The sequence below is a fragment of the Microterricola gilva genome (genome assembly GCF_004217495.1).
Taxonomy (GTDB): Bacteria; Actinomycetota; Actinomycetes; order Actinomycetales; family Microbacteriaceae; genus Microterricola; species Microterricola gilva.
Map to the genome: position 1 here is coordinate 616,566 of NZ_SHLC01000001.1, position 23,972 is coordinate 640,537.

A 23,972-nucleotide genomic window follows, 5' to 3' on the forward strand; every position below is an offset into this window, starting at 1 on the left:
CACAGAAGCCCCGTACCTCATTGAGGTGCGGGGCTTCTGTACGTCTGGGAGTCAGATCCGGTTGCGGCCGTTGATCACGCCGCTGACGGTGGCCACGAGCGCGAACGCCGCGGCGATGTACGGCTGCCCCATGCTCCACCAGGCGAAGGCGACGGAGCCCATCACGACGATCTCGATGAGCGCGCGCCCGAAGGCGTCGAGCTGGAACACGGCCTTGGGGGAGAGGAAGAGCGCCCAGAGCAGGATCGCCAACAGCGGCGCACCGATGGCGAAGGCGATGCCTGGCCACGGCATCGGCCACATGGTGAAACCCCAGATCGCGAGCGACACGACGGCGACGATCTCCAGCAGGAAGCGGATGATGTCGTTCGGGCTGACGCGGGGCGCGCCGCTTGCGGCGTCGCTGGCGGTTGGGCGGGAGGTTCCAGGCGTTTCAGTCACGCCTCAAGCTTAAGCGCTAGCGGAAGATGATCGTGCGGGCGCCGTCGAGCAGCACCCGGTCCTCGGCAAACCACTTGACGGCCTGGGTGAGCGTGCGGCTCTCCTCATCCTGCCCGATCGCGACGAGCTCCGAGGCGCTGCGCGAGTGGTCAACGCGCACGACGTTCTGCTCGATGATCGGCCCCTCGTCGAGGTCGCTCGTGACGAAGTGCGCCGTCGCGCCGATGAGCTTGACGCCGCGGGCGTGCGCCTGCTTGTACGGATTGGCTCCCTTGAAGCCGGGGAGGAAGCTGTGGTGGATGTTGATCGCGCGTCCGGCGAGGGCTTCGCAGAGCTCGGGGGAGAGGATCTGCATGTAGCGCGCAAGCACCACGAGCTCGACGTCGTGTTCCTCGACAGCGCGCAGGATGCGCACCTCGAACGCGGCCTTGCTCGCGGCATCCACGACGGGGAGGGACTCGAATGGCACGCCGTAGAAGCCGGCCAGATCGCGGAGACTCCCGTGGTTGGAGAGCACGAGGGGGATGTGCACGGGCAGCTGGCCGGCACGCTGACGGAAGAGCAGGTCGTTGACGCAGTGCGCAGCCGTCGAGGCGAGCACGAGTGTGCGGAGCGGGCGCCCGACCACATCGAGGCGCCAGTCCATCGAATGCTTCTCCACGACGGGGGCGAGGGCGGCCTCGAGCTCGTCACGGCCTGCGTGGGTCTCGATCTGCAGCCGCATGAAGAAGCGCCCGGTGTCGTGGCTCGTGAACTGCTGGCTCTCGGTGATGTTGCCGCCGGCCGCCACAACGGCGCCGCTGATGGCGTGCACGATTCCCGGCCCGTCGACACAGATCAGCGTGAGCACCCAGTGGTGTTGCGTGGCGGGGGGTGTGAGTGCGGCGTCAAACTCCATCTGCCCAGATTAGTTGGAAAGCCGCAGGCGCGGATGCCGCTGCTAGGCTAAACCCGGTCGTGCGAGCGCGCACGGCCCTGGGCGCGCACAACAGCGCGTAGTCGACCCGCCCCCTCGCGACTGCCTCTGCGGCGCCGAGATCCTCAGCAGCTGAGGACGGGCGGGGAACGCCATTCATGGGTGATCACGAATGACTGCACACACCACCTCCCGCCCCACCGCCCCGGCATTTCCGTGGGTCGGGCTCCTCACGCTCGCCGTCGCGGTGTTCCTCTCGATCACGATCGAGATGCTGCCGATGGGACTGCTGCCAGACATCAGCCAGGAACTGGGGGTCAGCGAACCCCAGGTCGGACTGCTCGTGAGCGTGTTCGCGTTCACCGTCGTGATCTCCAGCGCCCCGCTCATGGCACTCACCCGTCGCCTGCCGCGGCAGCCGCTGCTCGTCGGCGTTCTCGTCATCCTGGCGCTCTCGAGCGTGTTGACCGCGATCGCTCCGAGCTACGAATTCATGGTGGCGACCCGGGTGCTCGGCGGTGCGGCGCACGGCCTGTTCTGGTCGATCGTCGGAGCCTACGCCGGCCACCTGGTGCCGAAGGAACAGCTCGCCCGCGCCGTGGCCATCACCACGGCGGGCGGGTCGCTCGCCTTCGTGCTCGGTGTTCCGCTCGGCACGGCCCTCGGCCACGCCTTCGGCTGGCGGATCGCCTTCGCCGGCATCGCCGCGCTCACGCTGATCGGTGCACTGCTCGTCTGGTGGCTGCTGCCGGGCGTGCAGCACCGACACGCTCCGGAGGAGGGAACGGAGCACGTCTCCGTGCGCCGCGACCCGACCCTCGTCGCGGTGATCGTGGTCTGCGTGATCACCGGCGTCGTGATGATCGGCCAATACGCCGTGTACACCTATATCGCCCCCTACCTGATCGACGTCGTCGGAGCGGATGCCGCCGAGGTCGGCCCGCTGCTCTTCGGCTACGGCATCGCGGGTGCCGTCGGCCTGCTGCTGGCCGGAACGGTCCTCGGGGTTCGGCCGACGCTCGGGCTGCTGATCGCCTTCGCGGGCGTTGGAATCGGCGTTGCGGCGCTCGCCGCGTTCAGCGCCGTCCCTGTGATCGCGATCGGGGCGTTCTTCTTCTGGGGCATCGCGTTCGGAGCGCTGCCGCCGCTGCTGAACACGCGCCTGCTGCACAGCGCCTCGGCCCGCATCCGCGATGCCGCTGCCGCCTTCTACACGACCGCGTTCAACCTCGGCATCGGCGGCGGCGCGCTGCTCGGAGCCGCGCTCTACAACACCATCGGGCTGCAGGCGCTGCCCTGGGTGTTCGTCGGCATCCTCGCGCTGTCGTTCCTGATCGTGGTGATCACGGCGCGGCGCCCCCACGTGCACCCGCACGCGGACTGACACGACCTCACGGCGCGCGCACGAGGGAGATGCTCGCGGCCGGACCACCGCGGGTGCCGTCGCTGTAGTGCACGCTGAGTGTTCCGGCATCCCAGTAGTTCCGGTCCCGATAGTCGAAGTTCGTCGTACTCGCACCGGCAGCGTCGAGGGTGACCGATCGCGTGTCCGTGGCGAACGGGACGCCGCTCTTCGACGTGGACAGGGCCACCACGAAGCCGGCGCCAGGCAGGCCCCTGGCCAGCAGGACGACATCGGTGGCCAGCGGAATTCCCGCACCGTCTGACGGCGAGACGATCTCAGGGGGCACCAGGGTGAACTCCTCGACGGCGCTGGCCTCGGGCGCGGAGCTGAGCCCGCCAGTGTGCTGCGTGACGCTGACGCCGTACGGTGTGTTCGCCGCGAGCCCGGTGACGGTCACCGACCAGTGGCCGTCGGCGCCAGCGGTCGCGCGTGCGGTGGAGATCCCGTCAACGAGCACATCGATGCCGGCGCCGGGCATGGCATCGTTGCCCGCGATGATCGGGAAGTAGCGGCCGCCTGAGGTGTCGACGGAGAACCGTGGCGCAGCTGGGCGCTCCGGCTCCGGCGTCACCGTGAACGAGGTGGCGGATGCCGGCCCGTGGCGGCCACCGGTGCCGACGTGGCGGAGGCTGATCGTTGCCGCCCCAGGCGAGAGCTCCGGCGCTGCCGCGACGCCCAGCCCCTCGGAATCGAGCACGGCACCGACCCAGCCGGAACCGCCATCGACACTGAACTCGATGGCTGCCCCCGGAGAGCCGGTGAACTCGAGCGCCGGGAGCTCATCCTCGCGGTGTTCCGAGCCCGCGAGGGGCGTCGTCAGCGTCGGCGGTGCGGCCAGGGTGAAGGTGGTCGCCGGGCTCGGGGAGGAGGCGATGCCGGCGGAGAGCTGGCGCGCCGTGACGGCGTGCGTGCCCTCGCCGAGCTCCGCGCCGTCGGAGCCGCGAGTGATCGTCGCCGACCACGCTCCCGTCCGGGCATCGGCCGTTGCCGTGACTGGTGCGGTGGCAGCACGCCCGACGCCGGCGATCGTCAACTCGACGCGGGCACCGGGGTCGGCCGTGCCGCTGACGATGGGGAACAATGTCGAGTTCCCCGTGTCGACACCGTCGACCGAGGGCGCGGCCGGAGCCGACGGGACGACGGGCGGCGTGCTCGGTGTGGGCGAGGCGCTCGGCTGCGGCGGTGCCGCGGGCGCAGGGGTGTCCACCTCGACCAATTCGGGTTCAGGTGGGAGGGGCACCGGGATCGTGCTCGGCTGCGGGGTCGGCGCGGCGATGGACTCGTCCGGGGACCCGTCCGGTGAAGCATCGGGGGTGGGGAGCGAACCGTCGGCGACGGTGCTCGGCGGTGCCGGGTGTTGCGCGAACAGGGTCGGCCCGAGCGCAACGGCGGCCACGACGCCGGCCGCGACGGCGACAACGCCGACGATGCCGGCGACGGTCATGCCGCTCACCGAGCCCGAGCTGTTCGTGCTCGAGCCGACCGCGGTACCGCCGGCTGCGATGCCGCCGGCCGTGATGCTCGCCGGCATCGCCCCGACCGCCAGCTGGCTCGCCGGCCCACCGGTCTGCAACCAGTGCGCGTATGCGGCGGCGCCTCCGATGCCGGCCGTGAGTGGCAACAGCACGAGCGCAAGTCGGGAGCCGACGTCCCTGGCCTCCGACGCGGCGATGGTGCATCTGGCGCAGTCGTCCAAGTGCTTCTCGAGCCGGGTGGTGTCGCGCGGGGAGAGGCTGCCACGCGTGTACGTGCCGAGGCGTTCGATGCTCCACCTGCAGTCGTCGTCGGCCGAGACCGCATTGAGGTGCGCGCCGATCCAGGCTTGTCGCAACCCTTCCCTGGCGCGGTAGCTGAGCGCTGCGACGCCATTCGCCGACATCCCGAGCAGCGGCGCGATCTGGGCGGGCGTCATCGACTCGACCTCGCTGTACCAGAGCACCTCCTGCCACCGCGTTGGAAGGGTGCGGAACGCCGTCGCGGTGAGGCCACGGTCGAGGGCGAGCAGGCCGGCATCCTCGCTGCTGCTCGGGTCTTCGAAGCTCTCGAGGGTGTCGATCGAGGTTTCGCGCCTGGCCCTGCCCCAGCTTGAGGCTGTGTTGCGGATCGTCGTGAACAGATACGGCCGGAAGGCCGCGGTGGGGCCGCGGCCCTTCTGCAGCAGTTGGTAGATGCGCGTGAACGACTCGGAGACGAGGTCGTCCGGATCGAGGCTGGAGGTGAAGGACCGTGCGACCGTGCGACCGGCTGCCGCGTGACGTTTCCACAGCTCGGCGAATGCGGGGGAATCGCCCTGCTTGCACCGCTCGATGAGCTGCGAATCCGAGCTCGCGGCGACGGCGGGCGGCGTCGCGCCGCCGTCTTCTGGGGAGCTGTGGTCTGTCACAGGGCTGTCGTATGGCCTTCGTCGTCGGGTCGAAAAGGGTGTCGGCATGCGGCAGGAGGGTAAGTCCGGAATCATGCTTACGTTGAGAGACGCGGCGCGGTGACATCTATGACGCGAGAATCGCGAGAAATCTCAGAATCTCCACGCTAGCGCGACCGTCGTAGTGGCAGTGTCAGAAAGTCCTGTGAATCGGCGTCATGATTCCGAGGATCTGCACTCTCTCCGAGTGAGAGGGAGGCGCACCCGAAGCGAATCCCCCTCGACTCAAGGGGACAGAGTGCTCGAGCATCGCTCGTGCACGGGGGACTGGTGGCGCTTCGGCGTCGCCGCGGGGTCGGGGCGCCGGGCAGAGAGCCCGGCGCCCCTCGACCACCGGGATCAGGCGGGGAGCGGCGTACCGTTCGCCCAGACCGCCGCGACGGAGAAATCGTCGCGCATGATGACGGCGTCTGCCGCGAAACCGACGGCCAGGGCACCGAGATCGGCAGCGCGCCCGATCGTGCGGGCCGGCACGGCGGTGACGGCGTCGATTGCGGTCGCCATGTCGACACCGACCTCGTTCACCGCGCGGCGCACGGCGTCGTCGAGCGTCAGTGTCGAGCCGGCGATCGATCCGCCCTCGACGAGTCGGGCGACGCCGCCCTGCACAGTGACGGCGAGCGCTCCGAGCATGTACTCGCCGTCGGCCGAGCCGGTCGCGGCCATGGCGTCGGTGATGAGGGCGATGCGGCCGGGGGCCGACGCGAAGGCCATGCGCACGACCTCTGGGTGCACGTGGGTACCGTCGTTGATCACTTCGAGGGTGACCCCCGGCGTGTGCGTCGCCGCGGCCACGGGGCCGGGTGCGCGGTGGTGGATGCCACGCATGCCATTGAAGGCATGCGTCAGAATGCTGGCACCGGCGTCGAAGGCGGCGCGGCTCTGCTCGTAGTCGGCCGCGGTGTGGCCGACGGCCACGGCCACGCCGGCGTCGACGAAACGGCCGATCGCGGCGGTCGCCCCGGGCAGCTCAGGCGCCAGTGTGATCTGGCGGAGGGTGCCGGCCGCGGCGTCGAGCATGGCGTCGAGCTCGCCGGCATCCGCTTGCCGCAGCAGGCTCTCGTTGTGCGCTCCCTTGAACTCGAGGTCGAGGAAGGGGCCCTCCAGGTGCGAGCCGAGCACGAGCGGGTCGGTTGCGGCGAGCCCCGCGATGACGCTGAGGCTCTCGAGGAGGTTGGCGCGCGTGTTCGTGACGAGCGAGATGACGGAGCGGGTGGTGCCGTGCGCGCGGTGCACGGCGAGGCCGGTGCGGATGCCCTCGGCGCCGTCGTCGAAGGCGGCGCCGCCTGCGCCGTGACAGTGGATGTCGACGAATCCCGGCGTCAGCCAGTGGCCGCCGGCGTCGGTGACGGCTGTCTGCGGCCCGGCCAGCTCACGCCAGCCGTCTGCCGCGCCGACGGCGAGGACGAGCGGGCCGGAGAAGGCCACCCACGCATCACGCATGATGGAGCCTCCGCTGACGAGGCGGGCGGAATGGATGACAACGGTTGCAGTACTCACTCGGCGATGATCACGTCATATCCGTGCTCGGTCAAGGCGGCGCGCTGCTCCGGCGTGATCCCGGTGTCGGTGATGAGCGTTCCGAACAGCCGGGCGTCGCCCATCGTGGCGAACGCCTTCTTGCCGATCTTGCTGGAATCGGCGACGAGAACCGCGCGGGCGGCCCTGGTGGCCATGAGCCGGTTGACGTTCGCCTCGCGCTCGTCGTGCGCTGTCGGCCCGAGGACGGGGTCGATCCCGTTGACTCCGATGAAAGCGATGTCGAGCGCGATGCTGTTGAGGACGACGTCGGCGTAGCCGCCGACGAGCTCGTAGGAGCGGGAGTGGACGACGCCGCCGGTGACGACCGTCTTGATCTGCGGGCGCATCGCCAGCTGGGCGGCGATGTTGATCGCATTGGTCACGACGGTGAGGTTGGCGTGCGGGCCGGCCTCCATCAAGTCGGCGCGGGCGCCGAGCGCTGAGGCGATGGCCGTCGACGTCGTGCCTCCGCAGAGGCCGACGACGGCGCCGCGCGGCGTCATCGCACTCGCGTACTGGGCGATCATCACCTTGCTGTCCGCGTTCTGCTGGTGCTTGTAGCGCAGCGGCAGGTCGTAGGCGACGGTCTGGCCGACCGCGCCGCCGCGGGTGCGGGTGAGGAGCTGCTGCTCCGCGAGGGTGTCGAGATCGCGTCTCGCCGTGGCCGGTGAGACGGCGAGCTTGCTGACGATCTCGTCGACCTCAACCTGACCGGTGTCGGCGAGCAGGTCCAGCACGGCATTGAGCCGTTCGGCTCGATTCACGGTGTTCCCCCCTCGGTTGTTGCGCCCGTCGACGGGCGCAACGCGAACAATTCAAGCAGCCTGGCGGCCTCGCCGGTGACCGCCGTGCGCCCCGGCGCAACGTACTTGCGGGAATCCACGAGCGCTGGGTTCGCGGTCAACGCCTCGCGCACGGCCGCGGTGAAGTGGCCGTTGAGGTGGGTGGACACGTTGATCTTGGTCATGCCGGCGCGGATCGCGGCCTGGATCTGCGCGTCGGAGGCGCCGGATGAACCGTGCAACACGAGCGGAACGGCGAGCGCGGAGTGCAGCCGGGCGATGAGCTCGGTGTCGAGGCTCGCGGAGCGCTCCGTCATGGCGTGCGATGACCCGACGGCGACGGCGAGGGCATCGACACCCGTCGCGGCGACGAAGCTCGCTGCCTCGGCCGGATCGGTCCGCACTCCCGGCGCGTGGGCGCCATCCTTTCCGCCGACCTTGCCGAGTTCGGCCTCGACGTAGACGCCGGCCGCATGGGCCCTCTCGGTGACCCTGGCCGTGATCTCGACGTTCTGCTCGTAGGGGAGGTGAGCCCCGTCGTACATCACCGATCCGAAGCCGAGCTCGATCGCGGCGTAGGCGAGTGACTCGTCCTCCGCGTGGTCGAGGTGCACGGCGACAGGGGCGCTTGAGGCCCGCGCGATGGCGAGCGTGGCCAGTGCGATCGGTTCGAGAGCGCCGTGGTAGCCGGCGCAGTTCTCCGAGATCTGCAGGATGACGGGGAGGCCGGCCCGCTCCGCGGCGGCGACCAGGGCTTCGGCAGTCTCGAGGTGGATCACGTTGAACGCGCCGATCCCGGTGCCGCCGGCCGCGGCATCCGACATCAGGGTGCGGGTGGGGGTCAGCGTCATGGTGTGCTCTCTGTCGCGTGCGGGATCGTGTGGCGTTCGATGATGAGCCGCTCGGCCAGTTCGGCGTGCAGCGGCGAGATCTCGCCGGCCAGCGGCATGAGGACGGCCGCGGCGGACCAGGCGGTGGCGCGGCGCAGGATCTCCTCGGTGCCGGGCGTGCCGGCGCCGAGTCCCTCGGCGCTCGCGGCCTCGGCGAAGCAGCTCGCGACGGCGGCGACGGCGGCGTCGCCCGCGCCGGTCGGGTTGCCGACGAGGGGTTCAGGCAGGCGCGCGCTGAGGTACTCGTCGCCGCTGCCGACGGCGATCATGCCGGCGCTGCCGAGCGAGAGCAGCACGAGGCCGGCCCCGCGGGCGATCAGGGAGCGTGCTGCCCGGATCGGGTCGCCGATGTCGGTCGCGGCGATGAGTTCCTCGCGGTTGGGCTTCAGCACGGTTGCGCCGGCGTCGGCCGCCGCGAGCAGTGCACTGCCTGACGTGTCGATGACGCTCGGGATGCCGCGGGCCGCGGCCATCCGGACGAGCGTGGGGTAGAAGTCGTCGCTGTCGTAGCTCGCAGCGTCGGAGCGGGGCGGCAGGCTGCCGGATCCGACCAGGCAGCTGGCATCGAGCGATGCAGCGTCGACGGCGTCGAGCAGCAGCCGCCACTCGGCGTCGCTGTGGTTCTCACCGAACTCGTTGAAGATGCTCGTCTCGTCGTTGCCGGCGTCGTAGAGGGCCAGGGAGCGCCTGGTGCTCGCCGCGACGGGGACGAGTTCGTGGGGCAGGCCGCTTGCGCGCAGCTCGAGCTCGAGCTCTGCGCCCGTGGTTCCGCCCGCCGTGGCGATGGCGAGCACCGCCGCGCCCTGCTGGTGGGCGACGCGCGCAACGTTCAGGCTCTTGCCGCCAGCGCGCGCCATGCCGCTCGGCACGCGGTGCGTCGCGCCTGGCTCGATGCGGTCCACCCACCAGGTCAGGTCGAGTGCCGCGTTCGGGGTGACGGTCAGGATCATGCGCCGTGCTCCGTCGTGGCGGAGAGGTCCCGTGCCCGCAGCGCGGCGCCGAGGAGGCCGGCGTCCTCTCCGATCTGGGCGCCGATCAGGCGGGGCCGGCGGTGGAAAGTGAGCATGCCGTCGAGGGTCCGCTCCAGCGGTTCGAAGAGCGCTGGGCCGGCCTGGGCCAGCCCACCGCCGAGCACCACGACCTCTGGTGCGATGATCGTGACGACCTGGCTGATGCCGAGGGCGAGGGCGTACACCGCGCCGTCCCACACGGCCTGGGCGGTCGCGTCTCCGGCCTGGGCGCGCTGCAGCACGGCGCGGGCGCCGTCGAGCGTCTCGCCGCTCAGCTCCGCGTAGCGGCGCACGATGGCGCCGGCGGATGCCAGCATCTCGAGGTGGCCGCGGCCGCCGCACGGGCATTCTGGGCCGTCGGGGATGACGATCGAGTGCCCGATCTCGCCGGCGTAGCCGCCCGCGAGGTGCGGTTTGCCGTCGATGAAGAACGCGCCGGCGATGCCGGTGCCGATCACGAGGACCGCGGCATCCAGCGCCCCGCGTGCCGCGCCGAGCCGGAACTCCGCCTCGCCTGCGCCGCGCACATCGTGGCTGAACGCCACCGGCATGCCGAGGCCGGCCTCGCCGAGTTGCCTGAACGGCGCGTCACGCCATCCGAGGTTGCTGGAGAACACCCCGATCCCGTTCTCGTCGTCGACGAGCCCTGGCACGAGGATGCCGGCCGCGCGCGGTGTCACCTCGGGAAAGCGCGCGGCGTAGCCGGCAGCGATCTCGCGGGCGACCGCGACGACGGCCTGCGGCGTCTCGGCGCCGGCGAGCGGCGTCGGGGTGCGCGTGAGACCGAGCATCGTGCCATCGCCGGCGAACAGTGCCGACTTCATGTCGGTGCCGCCGACGTCGAAGGCGAGCACGGCGTCGCCGTGACCGAGCGGAAGCGGGGAGTTCAGTGTGATCACGCGCCCAGAATGACAGATCGCGTGAGGTTGCGCGGCTGGTCGGCGTTCAGGCCCTTGGCGCGGGCACGCTCGAGCGAGACGCGCTGCGCGCGGATGAGGTCGGCAAGCGGGTCGAGCGAGCTGTTCTCGAAGCGCGCGCCGGTGCGGGCGACATCCGCCGCCAGGCCGACGGGGGCCTCGCCGAACATCCAGGTGACGCGGCCGGGTGCGGCGATCGCGATCGGGCCGTGACGGTACTCCATGGCGGGGTACGACTCGGTCCAGGACTGCGATGCCTCGCGCATCTTGAGGCCGGCCTCGTGGGCGAGGCCGACGGTCCAGCCGCGGCCGAGGAAGCTGTACTGCTCTGCGGTGAGGAGTTCCTCGTCGAGCTCGGCGTCTACGGCGGTCTGCGCGTCGGCGATCGCGGCGTCGAGGTTCTCGCCGAGGGATGCGCGCAGGAATGCCAGGGCCGTGGTGGCGAAGCGGGTCTGCACGACCGACTGCTCGTCGGCGAACGGCAGCTTCACGAGGTCATCGACGTTGTCGACGAACGGCGAGTTGACGTCGCCGACGATTCCGATGATGCGCTTCTTGCCGCGCTGGGCGTTCACCAGCTCGAGCACCTCCGTGGTGGTGCCGGAGCGGGTGAGAGCGATGATCGCGTCGTAGTCGCGGTCGACGAAGGCCTCGGATGCCGCATAGGCATCGGTCAGGCCGAGGCCGGCCCGCTCACGCAGTTCGGAGTATGCCTGCGCCATGAACCACGAGGTGCCGCAGCCGACGATGGCGACCTTCTGGCCCGCGGCGGGGAGCAGCGCCTGCTCGGCGGTGAGCGCGACGGCGCGTGCCCAGACCTCTGGCTGCGACGCCAGCTCGAGGGCCATGTGTTCGGTCTGTGCGGGGGTGCTCTGGGGCATGGGATCTCCTCGAAGGTTGCGCCTGAGCAGCCGCCTCGACGATGTGCTCACGATGACACTCAAAATGATTGCTTCTGACTCTATCTGCTGTCAAGTGATCAGTTCAACGCTCGAAATGCAGGGTTCTTTCCAGAAAGCTGATTTGTAAGGACGGTTTATAAACACCCGGTAACGATTCGGACGAGGTGTTGACGGGGCGGCCATTGCGAGTAATGATTTCGATCACCCAGTGAACGGTCTTGATTGTTTACAGGATGAAACAGTCACGAAACATCAGACGAGCACGCTCGATCCAATGTTTCCGGCGAAACGCACTGTCGCGTGATGGTCCTTCGGCGACAGAGCATCCCAACAAGAGTGAGGAAGCACTATGAAGAAGACTCTGCGCGTCGGTGCCATGGTCGCCACCGCGGCACTGGCCACCATGACGCTCGCATCCTGCGGATTCGGCGGCGGTTCGAACGAGGGCGGTGACAGCAGCGGCTCCGGCACGACGCTCAACCTTCTCGTCCCGAGCTACTCCGACAACACCCAGGGCCTCTGGGAAGACGTCATCGCAGGGTTCGAAGAGGCGAACCCCGACATCGACGTCAAGCTCGAGGTTCAGTCGTGGGACAACCTTGACTCGGTCATCACCACCAAGGTCTCCGGCGGCCAGGCTCCCGACATCTACAACGGTGGTCCATTCGCCGGCTTCGCAGCGGATGACCTGCTCTACACGACCGAAGAGGTCGTCTCGCCCGACACCTATTCGGACTTCCAGGACACCTTCATCAAGAACGCCTCGGTCGACGGCACGGCGTACGGCCTCCCGCTGATCGCCTCCGCACGCGCGCTCTTCGTCAACAACGACCTGCTCGAGCAGGCCGGCGCGACGATCCCCACCACCTGGGACGAGCTCCTCGAGTCGGCCAAGAAGGTCTCGGCGCTCGGCAACGGTGTTGCCGGCTACGGCATGCCGCTCGGTTCGGAAGAGGCACAGGCCGAGGCAGCCGTGTGGCTGTGGGGCGGCGGCGGCACCTTCGGTGACGCGCAGGAGATCACGATCGACACCCCCGAGAACCTCGTGGGCGCCGAGTTCATCCAGAAGATGGTTTCAGAGGGCGCGACGCAGGCCGACGCCGGCTCGACCGACCGCAGCCCGCTGATGGACATCTTCGTCCAGGGCAAGATCGGCATGCAGGTCGGCCTCCCGCCGACAGTCGGACAGATCGCGGACGGCAACCCGGACCTGAACTACACGATCGCCCCGATCCCCACCAAGGACGGCAGCGCGCTGACCGTCGGCGTCGCCGACCACCTGATGGCGTTCAAGAACGACGGCAAGAAGCAGGAAGCGATCACGAAGTTCTTCGACTACTACTTCTCGCCCGATGTCTACGTGCCGTGGGTGCAGACGGAGGGCTTCCTGCCCACCACCAAGTCCGGTGCAGAGGCGCTGAACGGCGAGGAGGCGCTCAAGCCCTTCCTCGACGCGCTGCCCGCCGCACAGTTCTACCCGAGCACGAACCCCAACTGGTCGGCCACCGACGCCGCGTTCAAGGCGCTCTTCGGCCAGCTCGCACAGGGCAAGGACGCCGCGACGGTTCTCCAGGAGATCCAGGCTCAGTCCGACGCCGGCTAGGCGACAGAACCAACACCCGTGGGATCGATGAAGGCAGTGACATGAGCAACGCAACACACAAGAAAACATCGATCCCCGCGGGGGCGGCCACCGGCCGCCCCCGCGCCGGGGCGGGCGGCAAGGACCTGGTGGCGGCGCTGCCGTGGATCGGTCCCGTACTGATACTGATCGTCGGAGTGGTGTTCTTCCCCGCCGGCGTCATGTTCTTCAACTCCACGCGTGACATCAGCCAGAGCGGGGTCGACAAGGGCTCCGTCGGCTTCGCCAACTACCTCGAGGTCTTCAACTTCGCCTACTTCTGGCCGATCTTCGGCCGCACCATCGTCTGGGTGGTCGCCGTCGTCGTGCTGACCGTGCTGATCTCGCTCGGACTCGCCCAGCTGCTCAACAAGGCTTTTCCGGGTCGCCAGCTGGTGCGTCTCGCCGTGATCGTGCCGTGGGCGGCATCCGTCGTCATGACGACGATGGTCGTCTACTACGGGCTCGAGCCGTACTTCGGAATCATCAACAAGTTCCTCGTGGACATCGGCCTCATCGACACCCCGGAGGGCTACGGCTGGACCAGGAACGCCGACACGGCGTTCGCCTGGTCGATCGTGATCGCCGTCTTCGTGTCGCTGCCGTTCACGACCTACACGATCCTCGCCGGGCTGCAGACGATTCCCGGCGACGCCATCGAGGCGGCGAAGATGGACGGCGCAAGCCCTTCTCGCACCTACTTCAGCATCGTGCTGCCTCAGCTGCGCGGGGCGCTCGCCGTCGCCGTGCTGATCAACATCATCAACGTGTTCAACTCGCTCCCCATCCTCAAGGTGATGACGGGATCGATACCCGGCTACGACGCCGACACCATCATGACGATGATCTTCAAATACATCCAGAACCAGCACAAGATCGATGTCGCCAGTGCGCTGAGCGTCGTCGCATTCGTGATCGTGATCGTGATCGTGGCGATCTACGTCAAGGTCGTCAAGCCCATGAAGGAGGTCTGATCGTGACTGCAACAACCACGCCGGACCGCGCGTCAGAGACGCAGAACGCCTCCCGCCCGCCGATCACGCGCAAGCGCCGCTACACGGAAGACCAGGTCTCGGCCGGCCGTGTCGCCTGGCGCATGGCCGCTGGTCTCGCCGTGCTGCTGATCTTCATCCTGCCGTACGTCATCATGTTCTTCGGCTCGGTCAAGTCCAAGTCGGAGATCCGCTCCGTCGACCCGACCTACTTCCCGACGGAGTGGCACTGGGACAACTACATCACCATGTGGTCGACACCGGAGACCCCGCTGGTGCAGAACCTCATCTCGACGATCGTCATCTCGGTGTTCGCGACGTTGCTGGTGCTGCTCGTCGCGCTGCCGGCCGCCTACTACACGGCGAGGGCTCGCTTCCCCGGTCGCATGATCTTCCTCTTCCTGGTGATCGTCACCCAGATGCTGCAGCCGGCCGTGCTGACATCCGGTCTGTTCCGGCAGTTCGTCACCCTCGGGCTCTCCGACACCTGGCTGGCCATGATCCTCGTGAACGCCGCGTTCAACCTCTCGTTCGCGGTGTGGATCATGCACAGCTTCTTCGCCGGCATCCCGAAGGAGGTCGATGAGGCGGCGCAGATCGACGGCGCCGGCCGACTGACCGTGCTGTTCAGGATCAACCTGCCCCTCGTCTGGCCCGGCATCGTCACGGCGATCGTCTTCACCTTCGTCGCCTGCTGGAACGAGTTCGCGGCATCGCTCGTGATCCTCTCCACCGCGGGCAACCAGCCGCTCTCCGTCGCACTGACCAAGTTCGTCGGGCAGTACGAGACGAGCTGGCAGTACGTCTTCGGCGTCTCGATCGTGGCGATCATCCCCGTCGTCGTGCTGTTCATGCTGATCGAGAAGCGCCTCGTCGGCGGGCTCACAGCAGGCAGCGTGAAGTAGCGCTATGCGGTGGTCCGCCCGCGCGTGAACTGGGCGCGGTGGCGGCTGGGGGAGACCCCGGTTCGCCGCGCGAACAGGCGGCTGAAGTAGGCGGCATCCGCGTAGCCGACGAGCTCGGCGATGCGGGAGACCGGCAGCTCCGTGTCGACCAGGAGCTGCCGGGCCATGCGGATGCGGGACTGCACGAGCAGCTCGATCGGTGTGCTCCCCGTCACCGTGCGCACCGCCTCGCGCAGTTCGGCGATGCCGAGGCCGAGCCGGCGTGCGCGCTCGTCCATCGAGATCTCGAGGGTCGCGGACTCGACGAAGGCGGCGGTCGCGCGCGCGGCGGCCGCCGTCGGGTCAGCGGGCCGGATCGACGCGGCGACGGCCACGAGAATCCGGTGGCAGAGCGCGGATGCCGCGAACGGCGCGATCGGGTCGGCCGCACCGAGCGCCGCGCGCAGCTCGGCGAACTCGGTGCCGAGTGCAGGCAGTTCCCGCAGCGGCAGCACCGGGCGCGTCCGGTCGAACAGCCCGAGCCGCGTGTACGGCTGCACGCCGCTGCCCGTGACGAGCAGCCAGCTCTCGCTCCAGCCTGCGGCATCCGGGGCATAGCCGTGCTCGGTGCCGGGCGTGATCGACAGGATGGCCGGGGCGTGCACGGCGATGCCGGCCGCTCCGGTGCGCCGATCGCGGTAGCTGCCGGAGCCGCTCGTGATGATCACGAGCGCATGGGAATCCAAGTGGCGACTCTCGAAGCCGGCGGTGGCGTCCGCCTGTTCGCCGGCCCCCAGGCAGCTGAGCCCGAAATCACGGAGAACACCGAGCGGATTGGTGTACTCGGCCCAGTCGTCCACCGGTGCTCCCTGTCGTGACGTGGTCGTCAGAAGAATCCAAGTCACAGTGTAGCGATGTGCATGGATCCGGGGCGCGTGGCCCGTCAGAGTTGCTGCATGTTCACGTCCAACGGCTATGTCCTTGCTGAGACTCCCGAGCGGCTCGCCCGCCTGCAACCGGTTCCGAAGGCGGAGCGCACTGACCGCGATGCGCTCTGGGACCGCCTGCGCCGCGACGGCTACCTCTACCTCAGCGGGCACCTCGACCCCGCGCTCGTCGTCGAGTTCCGCCGCTACTACTTCGCGGCGCTGGCGCACACCGGGCTGGTCCAGCCGGGCAGCGACCCCGTCGACGGCATTGCGGGCGGTGGGCCGCTCGATCGTGGCGCCTACCGCGAGACGCTCTTCGACTCGATCGTGCCGAGCGCCGAGTACGAGGCGCTGTGCGGGAACCCGCTCATCGCCGAGTGGTTCGCCTGGTTCTTCAACGACGACGTGCACCTGCACCGGCGCAAGATCATCAGGCACATCGCGCCGGACGAGCGCGGGATCGGCACGGCGACGCAGGCCCACTACGACCTCGTCTACCTGCGGGAGGGCAGCGACAGGGTGCTCTCGATGTGGATCCCGCTCGGTGACATCCCGCTCGGCCTCGGCGGCCTCGTCTATCTCGAGGGCAGCCACCGCTGGGTGCTGGCTGAGGAGCGCGAGGGTCGGCTCGGCAGACCGGCGGCGTCCATCACTGCCGATCTGCCCGGACTGGCCGAACGCCACGACACCCGCTGGCTGATCACCGACTACACGGCGGGCGACGTCATGGTGCACTCGGCCCACATCGTGCACGCGAGCCTCGACAACACCGACACGGGCGGCCGCATGCGGCTCTCGACCGACATCCGCTACCAGCGCGCCGGCGAGCCCATCGACTGGCGCTGGCAGGAGCACTGGCACGACGACGACGGTCTCTGACCGCCCGGCGCCCCTCCTCGGCACGGATTGCAAGGACATAGTGAGTTGGCAATGACGCCCCGCGGCATTGGGGCCTTGCAACCTCACTTTGTCCTTATTGCGGCGTGCGCGGCCGGAGTCGATTGCGGCGTGCGCGGCCGGAGACGTGTGTTGTGCACAGTTGCGGCGGGTGCAGTCGCTGTCCACAGCTCGGAAGGAGACAGGGGCCATGGCGGATGCCGGCGGCAAGACTGCTGGCATGGAACTCGGCTACTGGCTGGCACAGCACAACGGGATCGCGCACACAAGACAGGCGCTCGCTGCGGGCTTCACCCGCTACGCGATCCGCGCGAGCGTCGACAGCGGAGTCTGTTCCCGCATCCGGCGTGACTGGCTCGCCATGTCGACAGCACCGCACGATGTGCGATTGGCGGCGGGGCTCGGCGGGCGCGTTGCCTGTCTCGGCGTCGCGAAGAGACTCGGCCTGTGGCACCTGGACGACGGGCTGGAACACGTCAGCGTGGCGCGCAACGCGGTGGTGCCAGCGTCGAGAGGTGTCCGCCTTCACTGGGGCGAAGGGCCGATACCGCTGACGCGCTTCGCCCTCGTCGAGCCCATCGAGAACGCGCTCGTGCACATCGCCGAGTGTCAGCCGTTCGAGAATGCCCTCGTGGTGTGGGATTCCGCACTGAATCAGCGGCGGGTCAGCGAGGCGGCACTGACGCGGCTACATCTGCGGAGCGCGGCGGCCCGAGCCGTGCAGGCGGTGTGCTCCGGGCTTGCCGACTCAGGGCTCGAGACGTTGCCCGTCGTGAGACTCGCGGCGAGCGGCATCCATGTCGCGCAGCAGATCCTGTTGGAGGGCACCGCGTCGACGGACTCATCGGGGATCGACTCGTGCTGCAGATCGACGGCTTCGGCTTCCACTCCACTGCCGAGCAGCGGCGCTCCGACATCGCGCACGATCGCCTGCTCACGCTTCGGGGCTACACGGTGTTCCGCTACGACTACAAGGAGATCTTGTTCGAGTGGCCACGCGTCGAGGCCGAAATCCTGCGCGCTCTCGCACAGCGGCTGCATCTCGTTGACGCCCGCGCAAGGAGATAGTGCGGTTCCAGGGACTGAATCAGCGGAAACGTCCTTGCGAGCCCGCGAAATCCTTACAAACGGCGGGGCGGCGGCTGGGCGGCGGCGGGGCGGCGGGGCTACCGCCAGGCGAGCTCCGCGGTGCGGTGGTAGCGGATGCCGAGTGCGTCGAGCCGCTCCGCGAACGCCGTGAGGCGGGGCGAGAACTCCGCGAAGCTACGCTCTGCGGCATCCGGGGCGGCGCCAGGCGTGCCGAACGGGGCGGGCGACCAGGCGATCTCGGCGACCGCGACGATGCGCGGGAACGCCATGAACTCGACGTCTCCCATGCCCAGCATGGTCTCGGTCCAGATCGCCGCCTCGACGCCGAGCACCGCCTCCTCCGCCAAGCCGGGCACGATTGCGGCCGGATCCCACGAGTACGCCTGCTCGACCGAGGTGGGGCCGTCGGCCCAGTCCTGGCCGAGGCGGTCGCTGTCTGGGTAGTGGATGTCGAGGTAGCTGACGTCGGCGGGGGAAAGGATGACGCTGCCGCCCTGCTCGACGAAGCTCAGCGTGTGCGCGGCCGCGTCGGCCCGCGGCACGAGGTAGTCCCAGTACTGCCCGATGGTGCCGGGCGCCAGATCGCCCGACTGGCCCATCTCGTGCCAGCCGATCACCGTCTTGCCGCTGGCCGCGCCGACACGGCTGGCGCGGGCGACGAAACGCGCGAAGTCCTCTGCGCTGAGGGTGAGGGACTCGTCCCCGCCGAGGTGCAGGTACGGGCCGGGTGTCATCTCCGCCAGCTCGCGCACGACGTCGTCGACGAAGCGCCACGTGGCCTCCGCGGTGGTGTCGACGGTGCTCATGCCCACCTCGATGCCCCGGTACGTCGAGGTGGCGACGCCGCCGATGTTGAGCTCCGCATAACTGGCGAGCGCGGCGTTCGTGTGACCGGGCAGGTCGATCTCCGGCACGATCGTGACGAAGCGACCGGCCGCGTACTCGACGATCTCGGCGTAGTCGGCCTTCGTGAAGAAGCCCCCGCCGCCGAGCACCGAGGTGGATCCGCCGATCTCGGTGAGGCGCGGCCAGCTGTCGATCTGCAGGCGCCAGCCCTGGTCGTCGCTGAGGTGCAGGTGCAGGTGGTTGAGCTTGAGCAGCGCGATCGCGTCGATGTAGCGCTTGACGTCGGCGACGGAGAACACGTTGCGGGCAACGTCGAGCATCGCACCGCGATAGGCGAAGCGGGGTGCATCGGTGATGTGCACGGCTGGCACCGCCCAGTCCACGCCGACGACGTCGGTGTCGCCCGCGAGCGGCGCCTCGATCGGGGCGGGGAAGAGCTGGCGCAGCGTCTGCACGCCGTGGAAGAGACCGGCGGCGCTCGCCGCGGTGATCGTGACGCCGTCGGGGCCGCTCAGCAGCGTGTAGCCATCGGGATCCGCCGAGTCCGGCTCGATCGTGAGACGGATGCCGGCGGCATCCACCTCGTCGGAGCCAACCGGCAGCGCGAACCCCGTCCGCGGCCGCAGCAGCCCGGCCAGGTAGTCGCCGACGGCCGCGGCCTCCCCGCGCGCGTGGATCGCGCTGGCGGCGTCGAGGCGGAACGGGTCACCGGCTCGCTCGGTCAGCGAGACCGGCGCCGGCACAACTGAGATGCTGGACATCCCGCGAGTCTGGCAGGGTTCCTTACTACTGCGCAAGTGAGCGGAGCGTGCTCGCAGGGTTTCGGCCGACCGGGCGAGCGACTAGGCTGAATGGGTCGCAACTGGCGTTCGGATGGTTCACCATCGGGGAGCGACTGACACGGTTAGTGGCCGCACGCCTGGGCCACGACGACTCGCTTTGCCCTGCGTTCAGCGAGATACAAGCATCCGCTCGTTCACCGTGTTCAGGACCCTGAACCGGTACCCCTCTCAAGGAGTTGCCAGTGTCTGTACCGTCTACGTTCAACCAGCCCCTCGAGGTCGTTGACCCCGAGATCGCCGCCGTGCTCGAGCAGGAGCTCGGCCGCCAGCGCGACTACCTCGAGATGATCGCGAGCGAGAACTTCGTTCCCGTCTCGGTTCTGCAGTCGCAGGGTTCGGTTCTCACCAACAAGTACGCCGAGGGCTACCCCGGCCGTCGCTACTACGGCGGCTGCGAGTACGTCGACATCGCCGAGTCGCTCGCGATCTCGCGCGCCAAGAGCCTGTTCGGTGCCGAGTACGCCAACGTGCAGCCGCACTCGGGCGCGACGGCCAACGCCGCCGTGCTGAGCGCGATCGCCACCCCCGGTGACACCATCCTCGGCCTTGAGCTGGCCCACGGTGGCCACCTCACCCACGGCATGAAGCTCAACTTCTCCGGCAAGCTCTACAACGCCGTCTCCTACGGCGTCGACCCCGAGACCTTCCTCGTCGACATGAACGTCGTGCGCGACAAGGCTCTCGAGCACCGCCCGCAGGTCATCATCGCCGGCTGGTCGGCCTACCCGCGCCAGCTCGACTTCGCCGCGTTCCGCGCCATCGCCGATGAGGTCGGCGCCAAGCTCTGGGTCGACATGGCGCACTTCGCCGGCCTCGTCGCCGCCGGCCTGCACCCCTCGCCCGTCCCCTTCGCGGATGTCGTCTCGACGACCGTGCACAAGACGCTCGCCGGCCCGCGCTCCGGCCTCATCCTCTCCCGCGACATGGAGCTGGCCAAGAAGCTCAACTCCAACGTCTTCCCCGGCCAGCAGGGCGGACCGCTCATGCACGTGATCGCGGCCAAGGCCACCGCCTTCCTGCTCGCAGCACAGCCCGAGTTCGCCGACCGCCAGGCCCGCACCCTCAGCGGCGCACGCATCCTGGCCGAGCGACTCGTCGCCGATGACTCCCGCGCCGCCGGCGTCGACGTGCTCACCGGTGGAACCGATGTGCACCTCGTGCTCGCTGACCTCCGCAACTCGCCGATCGACGGACAGCAGGCCGAGGACGCGCTGCACGCCGTCGGCATCACGGTCAACCGCAACTCGGTGCCGTTCGACCCGCGTCCGCCGATGATCACCTCCGGCCTGCGCATCGGCACGCCGGCCCTCGCCACGCGCGGATTCGGCGATGTCGAGTTCACCGAGGTCGCCGACGTCATCGCCGAGACGCTGAAGCCGGACGCCGACATCAACGCTCTCCGCGCCCGCGTGAAGACGCTCACCGACGCGTTCCCGCTCTACCCGGGACTGCAGCAGTAATGACGGCCATCACACTGGACGGCGTCGCGACGGCATCCGCCATCAAGGGCGAGCTGGCCGACCGCATCGCCGCGCTCCGATCCGATGGCGTCGTGCCGGGGCTCGGCACGCTTCTCGTCGGCGACGACCCCGGCTCGCGCAGCTACGTCGCGGGCAAGCACCGTGACTGTGCCGAGGTCGGCATCGAGTCGATTCGCGTCGACCTGCCGAGCTCGGCGACCACTGCCGATGTGAAGCGGGCTATCGCCGATCTCAACTCGGCGCGGGAGGTGACCGGCTACATCATCCAGTTGCCGCTGCCCGCCGGGCACAACGAGAACGCCATGCTCGAGCTCATCGACCCGGCCAAGGACGCCGACGGCCTGCACCCGACCAACCTCGGTCGGCTCGTGCTCGGTGTCGACGGCGCCATGGACTCACCGCTGCCGTGCACCCCTGCAGGCATCGTCGAGATCCTGCGCCGCTACGACGTGCCGATGCAGGGCAGGCACGTCGTCGTCGTCGGCCGCGGTCTCACCGTCGGCCGGCCGCTCGGCCTGCTGTTCACCCGCAAGGGCATCGACGCGACCGTCACGCTCACGCACTCCCGCACGGTCGACCTGGCCGCCGAGGTGCGCCGGGCCGACATCGTCGTGGCCGCCGTCGGTGTTCCGCACCTGATCAAGCCCGACTGGATCAAGCCGGGCGCAGCGGTGCTCGACGTCGGGATCACGCGCGTGCACGACGAGGAGACGGGCAAGGGCAAGCTCACGGGCGACATCGACCCGGCCGTCGCCGCCGTCGCCGGTCACCTCTCGCCGAACCCGGGCGGGGTCGGCCCGATGACCCGTGCGATGCTGCTGAGCAACGTCGTGCAGGCCGCCGAGAGGCGCCTGCGCTCGCACTGACGAACAACGCGTTGCACCGGATGCCGCGTGCGCCAGCCTCAGGCCGGCGCACGCGGCATCCGTCGTTCGGTCGCCCGGTGGGGCGACGCGGCTCAGACGGTCGTGATCAATCCGGCGACGCGATCGAGGGCGCGGGGCACCAGTGAGTAGTAGGCCCACGTCCCGCGCTTCTCGCGGTGCAGGAAGCCGGCATCGACAAGGGTCTTGAGGTGGTGGGACACGGTCGGCTGGCTCAGGCCGAGCGGCTCCTGCAGATCGCACACGCACGCCTCGGCCGCCGGATGTGCCGCGACCATCGAGACGAGCCGCAGCCGCGTCGGATCGGCCAGCGCCTTGAGCTGGCGGGCGAGACCATCTGCGGCCTCGGAGGTGATCGCATCGACGATCTGCGGAGCACAGCTCTCGCTCACATCGCGCAGGGGCAGCAGCTCGATCGACGTCATATACATAGATTAGCGTCTATATTGACAAACGTCGATGGATGAAGTGTGATTGCTCTCATGAACGTTGACATCCCGCAGAATCCGACCGTGCTCTTCGTCTGCGTGCACAACGCAGGGCGCTCACAGATGGCCGCCGGCTTCCTGCGCGAGCTGTCCGGCGGAGGCGTCACCGTGCTCTCAGCCGGCTCCCTGCCCGCCGATCAGATCAATCCCACCGCGATCGAGGCCATGGCCGAGCTGGGAATCGACATCGCCGGCGAACAGCCGAAGGTGCTGACTGTCGACGCCGTGCGGGAATCCGACGTCGTGATCACCATGGGCTGCGGCGACGTCTGCCCGATCTTCCCCGGCAAGCGCTACGAGGACTGGGAACTCGACGACCCAGCCGGGCAGGGCATCGACGCCGTTCGCCCCATCCGCGACGACATCAAGGCCCGCATCGAGGCGCTGCTCGGCGAACTCCTTCCGGCCGGGGGTGCCGTATGAGCGTCGCCGGAGCGGCCGCAGACCGCGCGCGACTGCCGATCGTCGTCATCGGTGCCGGCCCGGTCGGTCTGGCCGCCGCTGCACACCTGATCGAGCGCGGCGAGTCCTTCGTGCTGCTGGAGGCCGGCGCGACCGTCGCGGCCGCCGTGCGCGAGTGGGCGCACGTGCGCCTCTTCTCCCCGTGGAGCATCGTCACCGATTCCGCAGCGGTGCGCCTGCTCGAGGCGACGGGCTGGCCGGCCCCGGATGCCGCGGCGCTGCCGTTCGGCCACGAGCTCGTGTCCGACTACCTCGAACCGCTCGCCGCGCTGCCCGCCATCGCCGCCGCGCTGCGGCTGAACACCGAGGTGCTCGCCGTCACCAGGGACGGCGCGGACAAGACGCGCTCGCGCCGCCGTGACCGCTCGCCCTTCGTGCTGCGCGTGCGCGACGCGGACGGCGTCGTCGAGGAGCTCGCCGCCCGGGCCGTGATCGATGCCTCCGGCACCTGGCGAACGCCGAACCCGATCGGTGCAGGGGGCCTGCCGCCGCTCGGCAGCGAGGCGGACGGGGTGTCCGCGCTGCTCGAGACGGCGATGCCCGACGTGCTCGGGCCGGCCCGTGCGCGGTTCGCGGGTCGCTCTGTCGCGGTGGTCGGCTCCGGCCACTCAGCGACGAACACGCTCCTCGCCCTGGCGACCCTCGCGAGGGACGAGCCGGAGACGCGACTGCACTGGGTGATTCGCGGCGCATCGGCCGCGCGCAGCTACGGATCGGACGCCGACGAGCTGCCGGCACGCGGCGCGATCGGTTCGCGGCTGCGGCGGCTCGTCGAGAGCGGGGCCATCACCCTGCACGAGCGCTTCGGCATCACCGCGCTCGAGGAGCTGGACGGCGCGCTGCGCGTCCACGGCAGGCGGGCGGGGGAGCCCGTCACGCTCGACGTCGATCGGCTCGTCGCCGCGACGGGCTTCCGGCCGGATCTCGGCGTGCTCAGGGAGCTGCGCATCGAGCTCGACGACATCGTCGAGGCTCCGCGAGCCCTCGCGCCGCTGATCGACCCGAATCTGCACAGCTGCGGCAGCGTTCCCGCGCACGGGGAGGCCGAACTGCGGCATCCGGAGGGCGACGTCTACATCGTCGGCATGAAGAGCTACGGCCGCGCGCCGACCTTCCTGCTGGCCACCGGCTACGAGCAGGTGCGCTCGGTGGTGGCGCGCCTCGCCGGGGACCACGAGTCCGCGCGCCTCGTGCAGCTCGTGCTTCCCGAGACCGGGGTGTGCAACACGGACGATGCCGGTGATGCGGGCGGCGATGCTTGCTGCGCCGATCCGGCGCCCGTGCGGGTCGAGCTGAGCCTCAGCAGGCCCTGAAACCCAACAGATTTCGACAGACTCGATCAGCGGGTGTC

The 23,972-nt window shown here is 69.4% G+C and carries 22 protein-coding genes and 1 riboswitch; of the genes, 10 read left to right on the forward strand and 12 right to left on the reverse strand.

Annotated elements, in window-relative coordinates; all coding sequences use genetic code 11:
- Positions 1-51: 51 nt before the first annotated feature.
- Together EV379_RS02745 and purU are read right to left on the reverse strand one after the other, a co-directional pair.
- Positions 52-441, reverse strand: a complete 390-nt coding sequence (locus EV379_RS02745) for a YrdB family protein (protein ID WP_130504796.1) — start codon at positions 439-441, stop codon at positions 52-54.
- A gap of 16 nt (positions 442-457) precedes the next feature.
- Entirely contained in the window at positions 458-1,339 is an 882-nt protein-coding gene (gene purU, locus EV379_RS02750; RefSeq protein WP_130504797.1) for a formyltetrahydrofolate deformylase, read from the reverse strand.
- Between the two features lie 190 nt (positions 1,340-1,529).
- On the opposite strand from purU, the gene EV379_RS02755 reads away from it, so the two are divergent.
- Complete coding sequence (locus EV379_RS02755; protein ID WP_130504798.1) at positions 1,530-2,741, forward strand: MFS transporter; 1,212 nt, start codon at positions 1,530-1,532, stop codon at positions 2,739-2,741.
- A gap of 7 nt (positions 2,742-2,748) precedes the next feature.
- Here EV379_RS02755 and EV379_RS02760 read toward each other — a convergent pair whose 3' ends face one another.
- The 7 genes from EV379_RS02760 to EV379_RS02790 all read right to left on the reverse strand — a co-directional run bounded on the left by EV379_RS02760 (position 2,749) and on the right by EV379_RS02790 (position 11,185).
- Positions 2,749-5,145, reverse strand: coding sequence for a sigma-70 family RNA polymerase sigma factor (locus EV379_RS02760; RefSeq protein ID WP_165397271.1), 2,397 nt, complete (start codon positions 5,143-5,145; stop codon positions 2,749-2,751).
- Positions 5,146-5,523: 378 nt separating this feature from the next.
- Positions 5,524-6,684, reverse strand: coding sequence for an N-acetylglucosamine-6-phosphate deacetylase (gene nagA / locus EV379_RS02765; protein WP_130504800.1), 1,161 nt, complete (start codon positions 6,682-6,684; stop codon positions 5,524-5,526).
- Positions 6,681-7,469 (reverse strand): DeoR/GlpR family DNA-binding transcription regulator, encoded by a 789-nt coding sequence (locus tag EV379_RS02770; RefSeq protein ID WP_120254614.1) that lies wholly within the window; start codon positions 7,467-7,469, stop codon positions 6,681-6,683. Before EV379_RS02770 ends, nagA begins: the two co-directional genes overlap by 4 nt.
- Positions 7,466-8,338 carry a class II fructose-bisphosphate aldolase gene (locus tag EV379_RS02775; protein ID WP_130504801.1) on the reverse strand — a complete coding sequence of 291 codons (873 nt, stop codon included), beginning with the start codon at positions 8,336-8,338 and terminating at the stop codon, positions 7,466-7,468. The genes EV379_RS02770 and EV379_RS02775 overlap by 4 nt, the downstream gene beginning before the upstream one ends.
- On the reverse strand, positions 8,335-9,327 hold the full coding sequence (locus EV379_RS02780; RefSeq protein WP_130504802.1) for a 1-phosphofructokinase family hexose kinase: 993 nt from the start codon (positions 9,325-9,327) through the stop codon (positions 8,335-8,337). Before EV379_RS02780 ends, EV379_RS02775 begins: the two co-directional genes overlap by 4 nt.
- On the reverse strand, positions 9,324-10,286 hold the full coding sequence (locus EV379_RS02785; RefSeq protein WP_278044015.1) for an ROK family protein: 963 nt from the start codon (positions 10,284-10,286) through the stop codon (positions 9,324-9,326). Before EV379_RS02785 ends, EV379_RS02780 begins: the two co-directional genes overlap by 4 nt.
- Positions 10,283-11,185 (reverse strand): SIS domain-containing protein, encoded by a 903-nt coding sequence (locus EV379_RS02790; protein ID WP_130504803.1) that lies wholly within the window; start codon positions 11,183-11,185, stop codon positions 10,283-10,285. The genes EV379_RS02785 and EV379_RS02790 overlap by 4 nt, the downstream gene beginning before the upstream one ends.
- Positions 11,186-11,555: 370 nt before the next feature.
- Here EV379_RS02790 and EV379_RS02795 point away from each other — a divergent pair, with 370 nt between their 5' ends.
- From EV379_RS02795 to EV379_RS02805, 3 genes are read left to right on the forward strand one after another with little or no spacing between them, the layout of a single operon-like run.
- Positions 11,556-12,809, forward strand: a complete 1,254-nt coding sequence (locus EV379_RS02795) for an extracellular solute-binding protein (RefSeq protein ID WP_130504804.1) — start codon at positions 11,556-11,558, stop codon at positions 12,807-12,809.
- Positions 12,810-12,850: 41 nt separating this feature from the next.
- Positions 12,851-13,801 (forward strand): carbohydrate ABC transporter permease, encoded by a 951-nt coding sequence (locus EV379_RS02800; protein ID WP_130504805.1) that lies wholly within the window; start codon positions 12,851-12,853, stop codon positions 13,799-13,801.
- Positions 13,802-13,803: 2 nt separating this feature from the next.
- Complete coding sequence (locus EV379_RS02805) at positions 13,804-14,724, forward strand: carbohydrate ABC transporter permease (RefSeq protein ID WP_242616203.1); 921 nt, start codon at positions 13,804-13,806, stop codon at positions 14,722-14,724.
- A 2-nt stretch (positions 14,725-14,726) separates the two neighbouring features.
- On the opposite strand, the gene EV379_RS02810 is transcribed toward EV379_RS02805, so the two are convergent.
- A complete protein-coding gene (locus EV379_RS02810) occupies positions 14,727-15,563 on the reverse strand; it encodes an AraC family transcriptional regulator (protein ID WP_165397272.1) in 837 nt (278 codons plus the stop codon).
- Positions 15,564-15,659: 96 nt separating this feature from the next.
- Here EV379_RS02810 and EV379_RS02815 point away from each other — a divergent pair, with 96 nt between their 5' ends.
- Positions 15,660-16,511, forward strand: a complete 852-nt coding sequence (locus EV379_RS02815) for a phytanoyl-CoA dioxygenase family protein (protein WP_130504807.1) — start codon at positions 15,660-15,662, stop codon at positions 16,509-16,511.
- Between the two features lie 876 nt (positions 16,512-17,387).
- On the forward strand, positions 17,388-17,597 hold the full coding sequence (locus EV379_RS17115) for a DUF559 domain-containing protein (protein WP_165397273.1): 210 nt from the start codon (positions 17,388-17,390) through the stop codon (positions 17,595-17,597).
- 98 nt (positions 17,598-17,695) lie between these two features.
- On the opposite strand, the gene EV379_RS02825 is transcribed toward EV379_RS17115, so the two are convergent.
- Complete coding sequence (locus EV379_RS02825) at positions 17,696-19,225, reverse strand: beta-N-acetylhexosaminidase (protein WP_207226184.1); 1,530 nt, start codon at positions 19,223-19,225, stop codon at positions 17,696-17,698.
- 87 nt (positions 19,226-19,312) lie between these two features.
- Positions 19,313-19,396: riboswitch (ZMP/ZTP riboswitch) on the forward strand.
- A 92-nt stretch (positions 19,397-19,488) separates the two neighbouring features.
- Here EV379_RS02825 and glyA point away from each other — a divergent pair.
- Both glyA and EV379_RS02835 read left to right on the forward strand, forming a co-directional pair.
- Positions 19,489-20,766 carry a serine hydroxymethyltransferase gene (gene glyA / locus EV379_RS02830; RefSeq protein ID WP_130504809.1) on the forward strand — a complete coding sequence of 426 codons (1,278 nt, stop codon included), beginning with the start codon at positions 19,489-19,491 and terminating at the stop codon, positions 20,764-20,766.
- Entirely contained in the window at positions 20,766-21,653 is an 888-nt protein-coding gene (locus EV379_RS02835) for a bifunctional methylenetetrahydrofolate dehydrogenase/methenyltetrahydrofolate cyclohydrolase (protein WP_130504810.1), read from the forward strand. Before glyA ends, EV379_RS02835 begins: the two co-directional genes overlap by 1 nt.
- A 92-nt stretch (positions 21,654-21,745) precedes the next feature.
- Here EV379_RS02835 and EV379_RS02840 read toward each other — a convergent pair whose 3' ends face one another.
- On the reverse strand, positions 21,746-22,096 hold the full coding sequence (locus EV379_RS02840; RefSeq protein WP_130504811.1) for an ArsR/SmtB family transcription factor: 351 nt from the start codon (positions 22,094-22,096) through the stop codon (positions 21,746-21,748).
- Positions 22,097-22,153: 57 nt separating this feature from the next.
- On the opposite strand from EV379_RS02840, the gene EV379_RS02845 reads away from it, so the two are divergent.
- Together EV379_RS02845 and EV379_RS02850 are read left to right on the forward strand one after the other, a co-directional pair.
- Positions 22,154-22,582: an arsenate reductase ArsC gene (locus EV379_RS02845; protein WP_130504812.1), complete on the forward strand. Its 429-nt coding sequence runs from the start codon at positions 22,154-22,156 to the stop codon at positions 22,580-22,582.
- Positions 22,579-23,934, forward strand: a complete 1,356-nt coding sequence (locus EV379_RS02850; protein WP_130504813.1) for an FAD-dependent oxidoreductase — start codon at positions 22,579-22,581, stop codon at positions 23,932-23,934. Before EV379_RS02845 ends, EV379_RS02850 begins: the two co-directional genes overlap by 4 nt.
- Positions 23,935-23,972: the final 38 nt, after the last annotated feature.